The 16692-nt window shown below is 65.0% G+C and carries 16 protein-coding genes; 9 read left to right on the top strand and 7 right to left on the bottom strand.

Going from position 1 to position 16692, the window contains the following annotated elements:
- Positions 1-90: 90 nt before the first annotated feature.
- Complete coding sequence (locus tag AC1D14_RS13435; RefSeq protein ID WP_476968644.1) at positions 91-1080, top strand: ROK family glucokinase; 990 nt, start codon at positions 91-93, stop codon at positions 1078-1080.
- 52 nt (positions 1081-1132) lie between these two features.
- Here AC1D14_RS13435 and AC1D14_RS13430 read toward each other — a convergent pair whose 3' ends face one another.
- Genes AC1D14_RS13430 through AC1D14_RS13420 form a run of 3 tightly spaced genes read right to left on the bottom strand, consistent with a single transcriptional unit; the run spans position 1133 to position 3352 of the window.
- On the bottom strand, positions 1133-1762 hold the full coding sequence (locus AC1D14_RS13430) for a hypothetical protein (protein ID WP_230117692.1): 630 nt from the start codon (positions 1760-1762) through the stop codon (positions 1133-1135).
- Entirely contained in the window at positions 1749-2567 is an 819-nt protein-coding gene (locus tag AC1D14_RS13425; protein ID WP_476968630.1) for an alpha/beta hydrolase, read from the bottom strand. Before AC1D14_RS13425 ends, AC1D14_RS13430 begins: the two co-directional genes overlap by 14 nt.
- Entirely contained in the window at positions 2564-3352 is a 789-nt protein-coding gene (locus AC1D14_RS13420) for an alpha/beta hydrolase (RefSeq protein WP_476968629.1), read from the bottom strand. The genes AC1D14_RS13425 and AC1D14_RS13420 overlap by 4 nt, the downstream gene beginning before the upstream one ends.
- Positions 3353-3464: 112 nt before the next feature.
- On the opposite strand from AC1D14_RS13420, the gene AC1D14_RS13415 reads away from it, so the two are divergent.
- On the top strand, positions 3465-4436 hold the full coding sequence (locus AC1D14_RS13415) for a 1-acyl-sn-glycerol-3-phosphate acyltransferase (RefSeq protein WP_230117689.1): 972 nt from the start codon (positions 3465-3467) through the stop codon (positions 4434-4436).
- A 97-nt stretch (positions 4437-4533) separates the two neighbouring features.
- Complete coding sequence (locus tag AC1D14_RS13410) at positions 4534-5925, top strand: class II 3-deoxy-7-phosphoheptulonate synthase (RefSeq protein ID WP_230117688.1); 1392 nt, start codon at positions 4534-4536, stop codon at positions 5923-5925.
- A gap of 133 nt (positions 5926-6058) precedes the next feature.
- Here AC1D14_RS13410 and AC1D14_RS13405 read toward each other — a convergent pair whose 3' ends face one another.
- Positions 6059-8209: a Stk1 family PASTA domain-containing Ser/Thr kinase gene (locus AC1D14_RS13405; protein ID WP_476968628.1), complete on the bottom strand. Its 2151-nt coding sequence runs from the start codon at positions 8207-8209 to the stop codon at positions 6059-6061.
- Positions 8210-8319: 110 nt separating this feature from the next.
- The gene (locus tag AC1D14_RS13400) at positions 8320-9642 is read right to left on the bottom strand and encodes a lytic transglycosylase domain-containing protein (RefSeq protein WP_230117686.1); all 1323 of its coding nucleotides are present in this window, start codon (positions 9640-9642) and stop codon (positions 8320-8322) included.
- Positions 9643-9894: 252 nt separating this feature from the next.
- On the opposite strand from AC1D14_RS13400, the gene AC1D14_RS13395 reads away from it, so the two are divergent.
- Positions 9895-10248: an Rv2175c family DNA-binding protein gene (locus AC1D14_RS13395; RefSeq protein ID WP_230117685.1), complete on the top strand. Its 354-nt coding sequence runs from the start codon at positions 9895-9897 to the stop codon at positions 10246-10248.
- A gap of 110 nt (positions 10249-10358) precedes the next feature.
- On the opposite strand, the gene AC1D14_RS13390 is transcribed toward AC1D14_RS13395, so the two are convergent.
- Both AC1D14_RS13390 and AC1D14_RS13385 read right to left on the bottom strand, forming a co-directional pair.
- Complete coding sequence (locus AC1D14_RS13390) at positions 10359-11453, bottom strand: polyprenyl synthetase family protein (RefSeq protein WP_476876586.1); 1095 nt, start codon at positions 11451-11453, stop codon at positions 10359-10361.
- The gene (locus AC1D14_RS13385) at positions 11450-11983 is read right to left on the bottom strand and encodes a hypothetical protein (protein ID WP_230117684.1); all 534 of its coding nucleotides are present in this window, start codon (positions 11981-11983) and stop codon (positions 11450-11452) included. Before AC1D14_RS13385 ends, AC1D14_RS13390 begins: the two co-directional genes overlap by 4 nt.
- A gap of 75 nt (positions 11984-12058) precedes the next feature.
- Here AC1D14_RS13385 and dinB point away from each other — a divergent pair, with 75 nt between their 5' ends.
- From dinB to ftsL, 5 genes are all read left to right on the top strand, one after another.
- On the top strand, positions 12059-13306 hold the full coding sequence (gene dinB / locus AC1D14_RS13380; RefSeq protein ID WP_230117683.1) for a DNA polymerase IV: 1248 nt from the start codon (positions 12059-12061) through the stop codon (positions 13304-13306).
- A 301-nt stretch (positions 13307-13607) separates the two neighbouring features.
- Positions 13608-13979 carry a DUF3040 domain-containing protein gene (locus AC1D14_RS13375; RefSeq protein ID WP_230117682.1) on the top strand — a complete coding sequence of 124 codons (372 nt, stop codon included), beginning with the start codon at positions 13608-13610 and terminating at the stop codon, positions 13977-13979.
- Between the two features lie 463 nt (positions 13980-14442).
- Positions 14443-14871, top strand: a complete 429-nt coding sequence (mraZ, locus tag AC1D14_RS13370) for a division/cell wall cluster transcriptional repressor MraZ (RefSeq protein ID WP_230117681.1) — start codon at positions 14443-14445, stop codon at positions 14869-14871.
- A 163-nt stretch (positions 14872-15034) separates the two neighbouring features.
- Positions 15035-16030, top strand: a complete 996-nt coding sequence (gene rsmH, locus AC1D14_RS13365) for a 16S rRNA (cytosine(1402)-N(4))-methyltransferase RsmH (RefSeq protein WP_476876587.1) — start codon at positions 15035-15037, stop codon at positions 16028-16030.
- A complete protein-coding gene (gene ftsL, locus AC1D14_RS13360) occupies positions 16027-16671 on the top strand; it encodes a cell division protein FtsL (RefSeq protein WP_230117679.1) in 645 nt (214 codons plus the stop codon). The genes rsmH and ftsL overlap by 4 nt, the downstream gene beginning before the upstream one ends.
- The last annotated feature ends 21 nt before the right edge of the window (positions 16672-16692 follow it).

The following is a 16692-nucleotide window of genomic DNA, read 5'->3' as shown; positions in this document are numbered from 1 at the left end:
ACCGGACCGCACAGCCCGACCCGTGAGACCGGACCGCGGGCATGGCGGCGACGCTCGCTCGGCAGCCAGGGCGGCAGCTCACCCCGCCGGATGTTCCGGCAGCACCTGCGCCCAGCCGGCACGGGGCTGGCCATCGGCATCGACATCGGCGGCACCAAGGTTGCGGCCGGGGTAGTCGACGCGGAGGGACGGATCGTCAGCGAAGCCAGGCGGTCCACCCCAGGTAGTGACCCCCGTGCCGTCGAACAGGTAATAGTCGAACTCGTGGAGGAACTGGGCCGCGGAGCCCGGATCAGGTCCGTGGGCATCGGCGCGGCCGGTTGGATGGATCTCGACGGCGGCACCGTCCTCTTCAGCCCGCACCTTGCCTGGCGCAACGAACCGCTGAGGGACAACCTGCAGCGCCTGCTGCGCCGCCCCGTCATGCTGGTCAACGACGCCGACGCCGCCGCGTGGGCAGAATGGCGGTTTGGCGCCGGCCAGGGGCAGGACCGTCTGGTGTGCATCACCCTCGGGACCGGTATCGGCGGGGCCATGGTCATGGACGGCCGTGTCGAGCGGGGCCGATTCGGTGTCGCAGGGGAATTCGGGCACCAGATCATCATGCCCGGCGGCCACCGCTGCGAATGCGGCAACCGCGGCTGCTGGGAACAGTACGCTTCCGGCAATGCCCTCGGCCGGGAGGCCCGGGAGCTCGCCCTCGCTAACTCCCCGGTGGCGCAGGAGCTCCTCAAGGCCGTCGACGGACACGCAGACCGCATCACGGGAGCCACGGTGACCGAACTGGCCATCTCCGGAGACGCGGCGTCGCGGGAGCTGCTGGAAGATGTGGGGGACTGGCTGGGGCTCGGGCTGGCCAACCTGGCCGCGGCACTCGACCCGGGAAAATTCGTGATCGGCGGTGGACTTTGCGCGGCCGGCGAGCTGCTCGTGGCGCCGGCCAGGAAGGCCTTTGCCCGGAACCTCACCGGGCGCGGCTTCCGCCCTGCCGCGGAGATTGCCCTCGCGGCCCTCGGGCCGAACGCCGGACTCATCGGCGCCGCAGACCTGTCCCGCGTCAGTAGCCGGACGCACAACTGACCCGGCCTTCCCGCTTAGACCCGGGCGTCCCGCTTAGGCCCGGGCGCCGTGCTTAGACCCGGGCGCCGTCGTCGTTTTCGTCCTTGTCCTGGGGCAGCTTCATGATCAGGTAGACCACCGCGCCCACAAAGGTGACCACCATGCCGAGGATCGCCAGGAGCGGCGCTGAGCGCCAGAACATCGCCGACAATACCAATGCCACTGGAGCGCCCACTGCGCCGATCCACGCCAGCATGGTCAGGGGGTCGGTGGCCGAGAGGCTGGGCGGTTCCTCGGGCACAAATGCGCCATCGTCGTCTTCCATGCCGTAGTCGCGTGGGCCTTCGGATCCTGCAGATCCCGGCGCCCCGGACCCCGGCGGAGCGTTCTCGGCAGCGCGCTGGCGGGCGGCCGCCTCCTGCCGCTCTGCTGCCGACAACTCGGTGGGCGCGCCGGCACGCGGTGCGAGCCCCAGCGGATCAAAGTCGGTGAAGTGCTTGGCCGGGCTCTCCGCTGCGGAACCTGGCATCGTGCCGCCGGCGGCGCCGGTGCTGTCCGCGGCGGGAGTACTCCCGGCACCGTTTTGGTTGCGGGTTTCGGGATCAAAAGCAGTGTCCGCTTCCAGCCTGGCCACGAGATCCAGCCAGACGGCGTCGTCCTGGTTGGCGCTGGGATCGGACGAATTTGAATCAGGCCTGTTCATCGGGCTCGCCCTTCTGGCTTGCTGTCGCGGACTGCTTCAGACCCGGGCGGGTCTGCGCGAGAACGTCACGGATGAAGTCCACCGAGCCGCTGAAGATCTGCTCGGCGTCGTTATCGAGGGTCGCTACGTGATAGCTGTTCTCAAGTTTGGTCAACTGCAGGGGCGCGCGGGTCAGGCCGCGCCGAAGGGCTACGATGCTCGAGTCGGAAACGACGTGGTCCACCGTGGAGCGGAACACGTGCACCGGGGCTGTAATGCGCGGCAACAGCTTGCGGGTGTCCTTGAACATCTTGTTGAGTTCATGGGCCGCCGCCACGGGGGTTCTGGCGTAGGCGCCCTCGTCAATGCCCGGTTTGAGGATGTCGTTTCCTATGGACGGCGTGCTCTTGAGCACCAGCTTGAGGATTCCGGCCAGCGGGGCGCGGGGATCGTCGATGACAAGTGCGGGATTGACGAGGATGGTGCCGGCAACCGGCCGGGTGGCGGCGATACGAAGGGCCAGGGCGCCGCCCATTGAGATGCCCGCCGAGAAGACCTGGTCGCACTCGGCATCAAGTTCCAGGTACGCCGCATCCATGGCGTCATGCCACTCCGGCCAGCGGCTTCGCGCCAGTTCCTGCCAGGTGGTGCCATGGCCGGGAAGCAGCGGCATGCGGACGGCGAAGCCGGCTGAGGCAAACGCCGCTGCCCAGGCCCGCACCGCGTGCGGACTGCCGGTGAACCCGTGCGAGAGTGCGACGCCGACACTCGGGCCCTCGCCGGAAAAGGGGCTGCTGAACGGACTGTGGTCCGGAACTATGCTCATGACTTCTCCGACGATACGTGGCTTCGTGCGTGCACCTGAAAGAACCGCGCGGACGCTTCGAAAATTTCCCGGGCGTCGACATCCAGCGTCGCAACGTGGCCGCTGTGTTGAAGCCGAACGACCTCAAGGCTGGTTGATCCGAGACCCTTCCTGACCATAGCCAGGGACGTGGGCGGCACCACGATGTCGTTCACTGACTTGAAAACCAGCACCGGCGCCTTGATCCTGGGGAGTCCGCGGACAGCGGCCGCGAAGAGCCTTTTCAGCTGATGGACTGCTGCCAGCGGCGTCCGTGAGTAGTCGCCGTCTTCGGTGCGGGACGCCGTCGGATTTTCCTCTTCAATGGGAACCGTGGTCCGCTGGAAGTACTTGAGCAGTCCGATGACCCGGACCCGGCGGTCATAGAAACTCAGTCCCGGGTTGACCACGGCCACGCCTGACACATCCCGGCGGGCGGCAGTCAGCAGTGCGATGGCGCCGCCCATAGACAAGCCGGCCACATAGCAGTCGTCGGTCTTGGCGGCAAGCTCCAGATACGCCTTGTCAAAGGCGCCGAACCAGTCGCCCCAGCCAGTGCGGGCCAGATCCTGCCACCGCGTCCCGTGGCCGGGCAACAGCGGTACAGAGACCGCGAAGCCCCGTTCTGCCAGGTATTCCGCCCAAGGAAGGATGCTCAAGGGGCTGCCGGTGAAGCCATGGCAGATGGCGATTCCGATGCGCGCATTCGGGCCATGGCCCGGGTAGCTGAAAGCGGCGGGCGTGGTCCGGTCGCTGCTTTCTGTCATGAGACCATCGTGTCACTGTTACGCCTAAATCTCACTAGAGTAGGGTTGCATTGCAGTGCTGGCCGGGTCCTTTGGAGCGCCTGCCAGTTGCCTTCCGGAGGGGTTTGGACACGTGTTCTATTGGGTCATGAAAAGGGTCTTCCTGGGTCCGGTGCTCCGCACCCTCTTCCGGCCTTGGGTCAAGGGACTGGACAACGTGCCGGCCGAGGGCGCGGCGATTATTGCCTCCAACCACCTGTCCTTTTCGGATTCCATCTTCATGCCGCTCATGGTGCCCCGGCCCGTGATTTTCCTGGCCAAATCGGAGTACTTCACCGGCACAGGGCTCAAGGGCCGGATGACGGCCCTGTTCTTCCGGCTCACCAACCAGCTCCCCATGGACCGCTCCGGTGGTGCTGCATCCGCGGCCTCGCTGGAGACAGGCATGGACGTGCTGACCAGCGGGGGACTGCTGGGGATCTATCCCGAGGGGACACGAAGCCCTGATGCCCGCCTGTACCGGGGCAAAGTGGGGGTGGCCCGGTTGGCACTCCAGGCCGGGGTGCCCGTGATTCCGGTGGCGATGATCGGTACGGACAAGGTCCAGCCGATCGGAAAACGGCTGCCCAACATCCGCCGCATTGGCATGATCTTCGGCGAACCTTTGGATTTCAGCCGGTATCAGGGCATGGCGGAAGACCGGCTGATCCAGCGATCGGTAACCGATGAAATCATGTATGAGCTCATGCGCCTCTCCGGGCAGGAATACGTGGATGAATATGCCGCCGTGGTCAAGCTGCGGCTGGCGGGGAAGGGCCCCTCCGCCGCGGCCCCGTCCGCTGAGACCCCGTCTGGCGGGATCCCGACCAACGCGACCCCGGCGGGTGACACCCCGCCGGGCGCCTCCGCTGCCCGTGACGCTCGCGGTGACATCCCGCCGGATGGATCCGCGCAGGTTGCCGGGGAGCTTAATGCCGGGGAGCCTAATGCAGGGGAACCGGCCCCTGCCGGCGGACCTGATGCCGCGCCCGGGGAAACTCCCGGACGAGGCTCCCGGCACGAGCCAAGTGGGGAGAACGACGCCGGATCCTCCCGCAGTGCCTAGGCGCCCCTTGCGCTCGGCATAGGTGTATGACGCCCAGCCTCCGGTCAATGACAGGTCGGGTGTCCGGATGCCCGCTCCGGCAACTAGTCTTAGTAGTGTGACTGAGCTATCTGCAAAACCGGCCTCTTCCCTGACCAGCACCGCACAGAGCGGTGCCGCTAATTATCCGGGACTGGACAACTGGCGGGACCTTCCCATCTCGCAGCAGCCCACGTGGCAGGACAGGGACGTCTTCGACGCATCCGTCGGTGAACTGTCGGTGCTCCCGCCCCTCGTTTTCGCCGGTGAAGTCGACGTTCTCCGCGAACGGCTCGCCGCCGCCGCGCAGGGCAAAGCTTTCCTGCTCCAGGGCGGAGACTGCGCCGAGACGTTCGGGGACGCTACGGCGGACAAGATCAGCGCCCGCGTGAAAACGATCCTGCAGATGGCAGTGGTCCTCACGTATGGTGCCGCAATGCCGGTAATCAAGATGGGCCGGATGGCGGGCCAGTTCGCCAAGCCGCGCTCCTCGAACGATGAAACCCGCGATGGCGTGACCCTTCCGGCCTACCGCGGGGACATCGTCAACGGGTACGACTTCACCCCCGAATCCCGGGGCCACGATGCCAGCCGGATGCTCAGGGCCTACCACACCTCCGCTTCCACGCTGAACCTGATCCGTGCCTTCACCCAGGGCGGCTTCGCGGACCTTCGCCTCGTGCACCAGTGGAACAAGGGCTTCACCGAGAACCCCGCCCACGCGCGTTACGAATCGCTGGCACGGGACATCGACCGTGCCATCAAGTTCATGGCGTCCTGTGGCGCAGACTTCGAGGCGCTGAAGCGTGTGGAGTTCTACGCCAGCCACGAGGCGCTGCTGCTCGACTACGAACGTGCCCTGACCCGCATCGATTCGCGCACCGGCTTCCCCTATGACACCTCCGCGCACTTCCTGTGGATCGGTGAGCGCACCCGCGAACTGGACCACGCGCACGTCGATTTCCTCTCGCGTGTGCGCAATCCGATCGGTGTAAAGCTCGGCCCGTCCACCAGCGGTGACGATGCCCTGCGGCTGATCGACAAGCTGGATCCGGACCGCGAACCCGGCCGTCTGACCTTCATCACCCGCATGGGTGCGGGCAACATCCGCGAAAAGCTTCCCGCGATCGTGGAAAGGGTCACGGCGTCCGGCGCGAAGGTCCTGTGGGTCACCGATCCGATGCACGGGAACACCGTCACGTCGCCGAACGGCTACAAGACCCGCAACTTCGACGACGTCATCGATGAGGTCCGCGGCTTCTTCGAAGTGCACCATGCCCTGGGCACGATTCCGGGCGGCCTGCACGTCGAAATGACTGGTGACGATGTTGCCGAATGCCTGGGCGGCGCCGACCCCATCGATCAGGAAGCCTTCCTGGACCGCTACGAGTCGGTGTGCGATCCGCGCCTGAATCACATGCAGTCCCTGGAGATGGCATTCCTCGTGGCCGGGGCCCTGTCCCGGCACTAAAGGGGAGGCCGGGCACCGTAGAAGCGTCCCGGCACTAACTCCAAGCGGTTCCCTGGCGGGCTCCGGGCATGTCCCGGGGCCCGCAGGCATGTCGTGGGCCAGACGCCGGGGACGGGCCAATGCTCTGGAACGGTTAGACGACCGTGAGCGTCACGACTGATCCCTCAGGTACCTCGGTGTCCACCGGATCCTGGTCCCGGACCGTGCCGAAGAACCCGCCCAGGATGTTGTTGACGCGGACTTCGAAGCCGCGCTTCTCCAGTGCTTCGCGGGCATCGCTGGCCTGCTTGCCGATGTAGTTCGGCACCTTCACGAGCTTCGGTCCGTCGGAGATGGTCAGAGTTATGGCCTGGCCCCGCGTCAGATTGCCAGACGCCGGCTCCTGGTTGACGACGGCGCCCTTCGGAACGTTCCGGTCATGCACGGTGTCCTTCGCGACTACCGCCTTCAGCCCGGCCGCCTCGATGGCCTGGACGGCAGATTCCTTCTCCTCGCCGCGCACATCCGGTACGGGTATGGGCTGCGGGCCTTTGGAAACTGTGAGGCTCACGGGCGTTCCGTGCCTGACTTGTGTTCCCGGCGCGGGGGACTGGCCGAGGACTGTGCCTGCCGCCGCTTCTTCATCGAACTTCTCGGTGATCTTTCCCAGGGCCATTTCAGAGCCGTTGAGGGCTGACTTGGCCGTTTCCAAGGACTTGCCTGACAGCACGGGAAGCGGGAAAAGCTGCGGGCCCTTGGAGACGAAGAGTGAGACCTGCTGGAATTTGCGGATCTCCRTTCCGGCATCTGGCTCCGACCCCACGACCAGCCCTGCACGGACGTCGTCGTCGAAAACATCCTGGGTGCTCGACTGAAAGCCGGCCGTGCGGAGGAGTTGCTGCGCCTCGGCCACGGTCCTGTTCGCTACTAAGGGCACGGTGCCGGGGGAACCCGGACCCATGCCGAAGAACCAGCCTGCGCCGGTGGCCAGGAGGGCCGCGATGACCAGAATCACGATCCAGAGAGCGCCACGGCGCCGTGAGTTGCCTTCGCGCAGCGTGCGCAGCGGGGTTGCGGCGGCCCGGGAGCGCGCCCTTTCGCCGACGCGGTCCTGTTTCCGCTGTTCCCTCTTGCTCAGTTCCCTGTCGCCGGCTTCCCTGGAACCCAGGGCAGCGGGCGCGGCGTCGTCGGTTTCGGGCGGCTCCAGCCCGAAGGCCGGGGGCAGCTGCCGGGCATGGGGGAAGACCGCTGTGGGGTTGCTCGTGTGCGAAATGATTTCCGTGGGCCGCTGTACCGGACTCAGCAGTTCGGTATGGTTCACGGCGGCCGGCCGCTGTGGCATCGGCGGCTGTGGCGGGACGGGTCCTGCTGCGCCGGTGCGTCCGCGCGCGCCCATCTCCGGCTCCGCGCCGGCTGCCTCCGCGGCATGGAGGGCTGCCGGGGGTTGCAGGTCAAGCTCCGTGTCGGTGAGGTTGGTGCGGATGTGCCGCAGTTCGGAGAGCAGTGCATTGCCGTCCACGGGACGTTTTTCGGGATCGTTCGCGGTGCACCACTGCACGAGCTCGTCGACTTCTTCAGCGAGCCCGGGGGCGAACCCGGAAGGTGGCCCAACCGTCGAATTCACGTGCTGGTAGGCCACCTGGATCGGGACTTCACCGTCGAAGGGCTGCCGGCCGGTGAGCATCTCGAAAAGCATGATTCCGGTGGAGTAAATGTCACTGCGTGCATCGGCCGGTTTGCCCAGCACCAACTCTGGTGACAGATAGGCCACCGTGCCGATCAGCGTCCCGGTACTCGTGGTGGCGGTGACTGCCCTCGCCAGTCCGAAGTCGCCGATTTTTATCCGGCCGTCTTCGGCTATCAGCACGTTCTCCGGTTTGACGTCCCGGTGAATGAGTCCCGCTGCATGGGCGGCGCCGAGGCCTTCCACGACAGGATCGATGAGGGCGAGGGCGAGCCGGGGCGAGAGGGCGCCCTTTGCGTTGATGACGTCCCGGAGGGTGTGGCCCTTGATGTACTCCATTACCAGGTAGGCCGTCCGGCCGTCGTGCCCCTGGTCGAGGACACCCACCACATGGGGGTGGGACAGCTTGGCGGCAGCCCGTGCTTCGCGGGCCAGGCGGTCAAGGAAATTACCGTCATTGACCAGGTGCGGGTGGAGGACCTTCAGTGCCACTTCGCGGTCGAGCCGTTGGTCCGTTGCCAGGTACACGGTGGACATTCCGCCCCTTGCCAGCCTGGAATTGACCCGGTAGCGATTATCCACCAGGGAACCAACAAGACTGTCCGACACGTTTTCCTGCACCCTACGATCCTAATTGCTGCACGGAAACGGGTCCGAATCAACATGCGATCCGGACCCGTATCGTTATCCGCAGCGGCCCCTGCACCACGCGGATGGGGGCGCCGGGGGGTTTAGCTGAAAGTCTTCCGGTGCGCCTTGATGGCCGCAACGTAGGCCTTGGTATCGGAGTACATGCCGTGCTTGCTGACTGAATACTGACCCTGGTAGTAGCCGGCGATTGCGTAGTCCGTGTTCTTGCTTGTGCGGATGAGCTGCCGGATGATGGCCACGCCGGCGGTCGCGTTATCGTACGGGTCAAGCAGGTTGAGCTTCCGCCCGACAAGATCGGATGCCCACTCGCCCGAGGAGGGTATGACCTGCATGGTGCCGATGGCATTGGCAGGGGACACGGCGCGCTGGTTGAACCCCGACTCCTGGTAGGCGAAGGCTTTGGCGAGGGCAGGGTCCACTCCCATGCGCCGGGCTGTATCGGCCACGATGGACTGCATCTGCGCCAATGTCGGCACCGGCGACGCGTTGAGCAGTGCCTTGTTCTTGTTGGCGGAGCTCACTACTGCCGCGGGGTAGGTGTAGCCAAGGAAGGAACTGGGCACCAACGGAGTGACGCTGGATGCCGGCTGGAGTGCGCCGGTGGACTTCCCCGGGATGACCAGCTTGTGACCGGGGTAGATGATGCTGGTTACCTTGAGCCGGTTCGCCGCCAGGATGTCGGCAAGCCGGACTCCGTGCCGTGCAGCAATTCCGGACAGCGTATCCCCGGACTTGATGGTGTAGGACCGGGATGAGGCCTGGGCAGCGGGAGCCGGGCTGGCCGAAGCGGGCGACACTGCCACCCCGGCGCCGATCTTGATTTTCTGTCCCGGGTAGATGACCGACGACAGGCTCAGGCGGTTCCATCCCAGTACCTGGGACAGCTTGACACCGTGCCGGGCAGCGATGCCGCCCAGGGTGTCGCCGGATTTAACGGTATACGTTCTGCCGCCGGTGCTGGCTGCGGCAACCGGTGCCTTCTTGGCGGCGGGTGCGGCGGCAGTCAACTTGATCCTCTGGCCGGGATAAATCACCGAGTTGAGTTTCAGCTTGTTCAGCTTGAGCACCCCCGATGTGCTCAGGCCGTAGCGGCCGGCGATGCCGCTGACCGTATCGCCTCGGACAACCGTATGGCTGCTAGGCGTTGCACGGGAAGGCTGCAAGCCGGCCGGAATGGTGGCCGGAACGGACGCGGCGGGAATGACGCCGGCTTTGGCCGCAGCTGCCTGGGCTTGCATGGCGGCAGCAAGCATTGCGGGAATCGCGCTGGGCTGTGCGTCCGCAGCGGCGGGCTGGGCGAGCGCCAGGGAGGACAGCATGACGGCAGGCAGCGTTGCTGTCGTCGCCGCAATCATGGGAAGGCTCGGCCTGGGGGGCTGCTTTGGCGAGCGGGTCGTCGTCATGGGAAAGATCCTCTTCTCAGCGGCGAATGCTGTCGGTCAGGCCAGTGTGACTAATGATACTAGTGTTACTCAAGTTATTTTTGTTGCAAATGTGGTCTATGAGAATCTCTCACGATTTTGCATTTAGCACAAGAATTGCCTGGCATGCGGAAAGTTAGGCTTTCTGGTGTGTCGCGCTGTGAAATCAACGAAAAACCGTGGCTGCACCCCGCCGACTAGGCGTGCATGCGCCGGTCATGGCAATCTTGACCCGTGAGTACTGTAGAAAGCCTTGTTGGCGACTGGTTGCCCCTGCCCGATGTAGCCCAGCTGCTGGACGTTTCCATCACCAAAGTCCACGGGCTGCTGGATGAACGCGCGCTGGCCGCGCTCCGCGTGGGCGATCGCCGCATCCGGTGCGTGCCTGCGGCCTTCCTGCAGGACGGACACGTGGTGGAAAGCCTCAAGGGCACGATTATTGTCTTGTCCGATGCCGGCTACTCAGACGAAGAACTCATCACCTGGCTCTTTACGCCCGACGATTCGCTGCGCGGCCGCCCCGTTGACGCGCTGCGGGAAGGGCGCAAAACCGAGATCCGCCGGCGCGCCCAGTCCCTGGCCTGGTAGACGCGTCCCTGGCCTGACAGGCAGGCACGCAGGCAGGCGGGGCGAGGCTCAGACCTCGGTTGTTCGCGCAGCGCAGGGACGGGCCAGGACGGCCCGTCCCTGCGTTCGTCTCAGGCGGTGCGGCTTACTGTGGCTTCAGCCAGCTTCCGCAAGGCGGTCTTCGGCAGGTCGTCCAACGGGAGCAACTCGAGTGCATCAAACGCCGCCGCCCCGAACTCGTCGATGAGGACTTCGGTTGCGTGCAGCGCACCGCAGTCCGCAATGATCCTGCGGATCTCCGCAACGTCTTCGTCGCTCAGATCCGGACTGCCGAGCTTCGCGTCGATATAGGCCGATTCCTCCGGTGTCGACAGATCCAGGGCAAAGGCCACCAATACAGTCCGCTTGCCTTCCCTCAGATCATCCCCCGCGGGCTTCCCGGTGGTGACCGGGTCCCCAAAGACGCCCAGGACGTCGTCGCGGAGCTGGAAGGCCTCGCCCAGCGGCAGTGCGAATGCAGAGTAGCCGCGAAGGAGCTCATCCGAGGCCCCTCCGAGCGCTCCGCCCAAAGCGAGCGGGTGCTCAGTTGAGTACTTGGCCGATTTGAAGCGGATGATCGACTGCGCCCGGCTCACGGCGCCGGCGCGGTCGCGCACAGGTCCGGCGACCTCTTCAAGAATGTCCAGGTATTGGCCGGCCATGACTTCGGCCCGCATGAGGTTAAAGATCAGCCTCGCCCGGCTCCCGGACGCCGCCTGCTCGCCGATCTCGGTGAATGCTTCTTCGCTGAACGACAGGCATAGGTCGCCGGCAAGGATGGCTGCCGCGTGGCCAAACCGTTCACTGTCGAGGGCCCAGCCCTGACTCTCGTGCAGCTGGCTGAACCGGCGGTGGACGCTGGGGCCGCCACGCCGCGTGTCTGAACGGTCGATGATGTCGTCATGGATCAGCGCCGCAGCCTGGAACAGCTCGAGAGCCGCGCCGGCGGTGATGACGTCCGCGGCGGATGCCGGTCCGCCGGCTCCGCGCCATCCCCAGTAACACATGAGTGCACGGAGCCGCTTGCCTCCGGTGACCAGGTTTGAGATGGAGCCCATGATGGGATCGATATCCGGCGAGATTGCGGTCATCACGGATTGTCTCGACGTCAGGAAGTCTGTGAGCTTGCCCGCGACAGCAGCCACGAAGGCTGTCTGTTCGACGCGCAGCTGTTCGGCCACCATCACTTGACGGACTCAGGTGCCACGTTGGCGCCGATGGTGAACGTGGATACGCCTGCATTCTCCGGGACCGCGATGTTGACGGTCTCATTGCCGGCCCGGACGAAGTCCTTGGAGGCAACGGTGCCGACGCTGTTGCCCGGAACGGCCTTGAATCCCTGAGCCTCGAGTGCTTTGGTGTAAAAAGCGACGACGGCGGCAGGCCTGGCGGCAGCGGATCCCACCAGGGCGACGGTGGCGGGGGAAGCCGACTTGTCGAAACTGCTCGCCACGACCTTGGCCCCGGGCATGAGCGGAAGAAGCTTTTGCGGGAACCCGGCGACGAGTGCCCCCACAGTGGCTGAGGTGCCGGGCGAAGCTGACGGGCTGGGCGGAGCCGTGGTGCTCGCCTGCGCCAGGGCCGAGGTCGAAACAGCAGCTTCAGTGGATGCGCCTGGTCCAGGGGCAGGCGCCGCGCAGGCCGACATCACTGCCATCACCGTGCCGGCCGCAAGCAGGACAAGTCCTGCAGGCATGTGCGTTCCAATGACCTTCACAGGTGCGTTCCTCCTGGGGTTTGATGCCGGATGCAGCCTCCAGTTTAGTCAGTCCCAGGGCATAGGATTGCAGGTGTGGGGCCGGACCAGGACAAAGAGCAACTCGAAGCGCGTCTTCGGGACCTCCGGCGCAGCAGCATTCTGCATGTGGATATGGACGCGTTCTTCGTCTCCGTGGAACTGCGCGGACGCCCGGAGCTGCGCGGCAGACCTGTCATCGTGGGGTTTCCCGCTGACCGCTCCGTGGTGCTCTCGGCCTCGTATGAAGCGCGGGCTTTCGGCATCAAGTCCGCAATGCCTATGGTCGTAGCGCACCGCATGTGCCCCCAGGCCATCATCATCGAACCCAGGCATAAGCTCTACTACGAAGTTTCCGGGCAGCTGATGTCCATTTTTGAATCCATCACCGAGCTTGTGGAGCCGCTGAGCGTGGACGAGGCCTTCCTCGACGTCGGGGGAGCGATCCGCCGGCTCGGCCCGCCGCAGGACATCGGAGAGCTGATCAGGCGCAGGGTCTCCAACGAATTAGGCATCACCGCCTCGGTGGGCATCGCCGCCAGCAAATTCGTGGCAAAGATCGCCTCGACGCGCTGCAAGCCCGATGGCCTGCTGCTGATCCGGCCCGAGCAGACGGTGCCGTACCTCCATAGTCTCCCGGTCAACGCTCTGTGGGGCGTCGGTGCCAAGACCGCGGACGTGCTTGCGCGGATGGGAATCCGGACTGTCGCTGACGTTGCCGCCACTCCTGTCGCGTCGCTCAAGAAAGCGCTGGGCGCCACGGGCGAACACGTCCACCGGCTGTCGTGGGGCATTGACCCGAGGGCCGTGACCCCCGTCCGGCTGGAGAAGAGCATTGGGGCAGAGGAAACATTTGCCGTGGACACCGCAGACGCCGCCCTGCTCCATAGGGAACTGCTGCGGCTCTCCCACCGGACCGCCGAACGCTTGCGGGCGTCCGGCATGGTTGCGCGGACAGTTGCGCTTAAGCTGCGGTACGCCGATTTCTCCACGGTGACCCGGAGCCGAACGGTGCATGCTCCGGTTGACAGCGCCCAGCTGATCTACGCCGTGGCAGTCCAGCTGCTGGAGTCCCTGGGAAACCGCCCCATGACGGTCCGGCTGGTGGGTGTGCGTGCCGAGCAACTGGAGGCCGCAGCACAGACGTCGCTGCAGCTGAGCTTCGACCGGCGTGATGACAACTGGCGGGCCGCAGAGCAGGCGCTGGACAGGGTGACGGAGAAATTCGGCAGCAAATCCGTGCTTCCGGCGAGGCTGCTGGACCCCGGGGGAGCCTCCGCCAAGATGCCTCCCGGCCGGCCCTGAACGCCGGCTGTACACAGCCGGACCGGGTCCGGAGATTTCGCCGGGTTTTCAGGGGTTATCAAGGTTGCGGTCCGTGAATAGCGTCTTTCACAACACCGCTCAACAAACTATCCTTAGAGATACAAAGATTTCGAACGTCTGGACATGTGTGGATCACCTGACCCGCCAGCGTCCGTATGCTTGGATCCTAGGACCTGCCAACGAAGGACGGCCGGGAACCTGTAAAGCATGCCGGTCGTTGACGTGGCAGGAACAGCTGGTCCCGACCAGTCCGGACGTTGGCCTACTTAAGGAGGTCGTGATGCCGCTCTCGGAGCACGAACAGAAGCTGCTCGAGCAACTCGAGAGGCAACTGCATGAGGACGATCCCAAGTTCGCCAATTCCATGGGCTCGGATGCTGGCCGCACATGGTCCACCCGGCACATCGTGATTGGCGTACTGGCGACCCTGGCAGGAGTCCTGCTCCTCTTGGTGGGGGTTTCCCTGCAGAACATCTTCGTTGGTGTCCTCGGATTTATCGTCATGGGCGCGGGGGTGTACTTCGCCACGATGCGCAGCGCCTCGGCCGGCAAAGCAAAAACCGGCGGGCGCGGAAAGAAGTCCAAAGGCAAAAGCTCATTCATGAACAGCCTTGAAGAGCGCTGGGACGAAAGGCGCCGCGGCGAGTCCTGACCTCCGCGTCCTCCACTTCGCACCACCCGAACTTCCAGCGACCTCCACTTCGCACCACACGACCTCCTCGGTGCACTTGAAACGATGACCCGCTCCGGCGGGTCATTGTTGTTTAATGCTCCCACCGCCTGGCCGGGAACTGCTGGGTGAGGCGTTTTTCCCGGAAGACCGCGGATTGGCAGCCCTTCCGCCCACCTCGCTGGGCCCGGCACCGCGGTGGGGAAGCGACCCTCGGATTGTGCTTCCGCATTTCCCAGTGGGTGGCGTGTACCGCCCCCCGATTTCCCCTCCACTTCCCACCCCGGGCCAGACCCCTGAAAAGACGCGGGAAATGTTTATCCAAGCGGCGGAGAATTCCCCGTGTTGCGTTGACTGTGGGGAGAAGTGGAGTAAAGTGGAGGACGTAAGAGGGTAGTGGCAGCGCGGGGTTGTTCGGCTTCTGACGGCAGACGGGCGGTGGGATGTGTTCCTGGGGACACACTCGCCTCGTCTGGACGAAAAGGGGCGGATCATTCTTCCCGCCAAGTTCCGTGAGGAGCTTGCCGGCGGACTTGTTCTCACGCGAGGCCAGGAGCGCTGCATCTATGTCTTTAGCGAGCAGGAATTCGCGAAGGTTCATGAGCAGATCCGGGAGGCTCCCATCTCCAACAAGCAGGCTCGTGACTACATTCGTGTTTTTCTCTCCGGAGCCTCGGACGAGGTACCTGACAAGCAAGGGCGGGTGACTATCCCTCCTGCCCTTCGGGAGTACGCAGGCCTTGGCAGGGAGTTGGCAGTGATTGGTGCCGGCACCCGCGCTGAGATTTGGGACGCCGAGGCCTGGAATGTGTACCTGGCGGAAAAGGAAACCTCCTTCTCCGAAACCGACAACCCCATCGCCGGAATTCTCTGAGTGCCGGCACGAAACATCTGACCTGTTTCTTGGACGAGATCTCCAGCCGCCCATCCAACCGTCCTCCTGGCTCACTTCCCCGGAGCCAGGCGGTCACCAGGATAGGCGCGGATGGGGATCTGGCTTAAGAAACAACCCGAGGCAAGCTAGGAAGGACGAAGGTATGAACGAACACGACCCCAAACCGACGTCCGAACGCCATGTGCCGGTCCTGAAGGACCGGTGCATCAATTTGTTGGCCCCGGGATTCGAGGCGGCACGCCTGCGCGGCGAGACTCCGGTGGCAATCGACGCCACTCTGGGAATGGGCGGCCATTCGGAAGCCATGCTCCAGCGCTTCCCCGACCTCCACCTGGTGGGGATCGACCGCGACGAAGAGGCTCTGGCCCTCGCCGGTGAGCGGCTGAAGCCGTTCTCCCAGCGCACCGACCTTGTCCACGCTGTCTACGACGAAATTGCCGAGGTCCTCGAAGACCTGGGCATTTCCGAGGTCCACGGCATCTTGATGGACCTGGGCGTATCTTCCCTGCAGCTGGACGAGCGGGAACGCGGGTTTGCCTACTCGTTTGATGCTCCGTTGGACATGCGGATGGACACCAGCCGCGGACAGACGGCGGCCGACGTCGTGAACAATTACAGCGAAGAAGACCTGGTGAGGATCATCCGCAAGTGGGGTGAGGAGAAGTTCGCAGGCCGCATCGCCAACCGGATTGTCGCGGCCCGCGCCATGAAGCCGTTTGCCACCACCGGCGAACTCGTGGAGCAGATCCGGGCTGTTGTCCCCTCCTCTGCCGCCAAGTCAGGGGGGCACCCGGCCAAGCGGACGTTCCAGGCCCTGCGGATAGAGGTCAATGAGGAACTGGACGTGCTCGAACGTGCCGTCCCCGCGGCGGTGGACGCCGTTGCCCTGGGCGGACGGATTGTCGTGATGTCCTACCACTCGCTTGAGGACAAGATCGTGAAAAGCGTCTTCCAAGCGGGTTCCAAGTCGTCGGCTCCGCTGGGATTCCCGGTTGAACTCGAAGAACACAAGGCCGAACTCAAGACCCTTACCAAAGGCACCGAGGTGCCTACCGCCGTCGAGATCGCGGAGAATCCGCGCGCAGCTTCTGCCCGGCTGCGCGCAGTGGAACGCATCAGAGCCAGGAGAGCCGCATGAGCGCCGCAGCTGTCAAGAACTTCACCGTCTCCTCCGGCCGGACCGCCGGGGACGTGGACACCGGGCTGTCCGGAGCCCGCAAGGCACGTACGCCGCTGTCGGTGGTCCGGTCCCTTCCCAGGAAACGCCGGGCCCCCTTCGTGGTTCTGTGCTTTGGCATGCTGGCCGTCGCCCTGATGGCCGTGCTCGTCCTCAATATCTCTGTGTCCACTGCCCAGTATCAGCTGGTGAAGCTCCGCAGTGAACAGACTGCGCTCACCAAGCAGAACCAGGATCTGACACAGCAGGTCCAAAACTTCGAAGCTCCGCAGAATCTGGCGGCCAAGGCCACACAATTGGGAATGGTTGCTTCCACCGGCAAGGGCCAGATTGATCTGTCCACGTTGACTGTCAGCGGAACGGCCAAGCCGGCCGTCAAGGGCGACTCCGCGGGAGCAGTCATTGCTGCACCTGCCGTCCCCGGCCAGCTCAACGTCGTGCCGCCGGCCAGCACCAACGAACCATTGGAAAGCCGGCGACCTGCAGCAGACGAGGGCGGCGCGGCACCGGCTGCAGCGGCACCCGTGGCCGCGGCGAAACCGGCGGCGGTCCTCAACGGAGGAACCATCCCGGCACCGGCACAAAAGGCGCCGGGGCAGTAACTGGCAGGGCGGACGTGGCTA

It is taken from the genome of Arthrobacter sp. P1_B11 (genome assembly GCF_056406715.1).
This window is presented reverse-complemented; position numbering and strand designations above follow the sequence as displayed.

What these genes read in the sequence shown, in the direction of transcription:
- AC1D14_RS13435 (WP_476968644.1), top strand. Translation starts at nt 91, where the DNA reads ATGTTCCGGCAGCACCTGCGCCCAGCCGGCACGGGGCTGGCCATCGGC.
- AC1D14_RS13430 (WP_230117692.1), bottom strand. Translation starts at nt 1,762, where the DNA reads ATGAACAGGCCTGATTCAAATTCGTCCGATCCCAGCGCCAACCAGGAC.
- AC1D14_RS13425 (WP_476968630.1), bottom strand. Translation starts at nt 2,567, where the DNA reads ATGAGCATAGTTCCGGACCACAGTCCGTTCAGCAGCCCCTTTTCCGGC.
- AC1D14_RS13420 (WP_476968629.1), bottom strand. Translation starts at nt 3,352, where the DNA reads ATGACAGAAAGCAGCGACCGGACCACGCCCGCCGCTTTCAGCTACCCG.
- AC1D14_RS13400 (WP_230117686.1), bottom strand. Translation starts at nt 9,642, where the DNA reads ATGACGACGACCCGCTCGCCAAAGCAGCCCCCCAGGCCGAGCCTTCCC.
- AC1D14_RS13375 (WP_230117682.1), top strand. Translation starts at nt 13,608, where the DNA reads ATGCCGCTCTCGGAGCACGAACAGAAGCTGCTCGAGCAACTCGAGAGG.
- rsmH (WP_476876587.1), top strand. Translation starts at nt 15,035, where the DNA reads ATGAACGAACACGACCCCAAACCGACGTCCGAACGCCATGTGCCGGTC.
- ftsL (WP_230117679.1), top strand. Translation starts at nt 16,027, where the DNA reads ATGAGCGCCGCAGCTGTCAAGAACTTCACCGTCTCCTCCGGCCGGACC.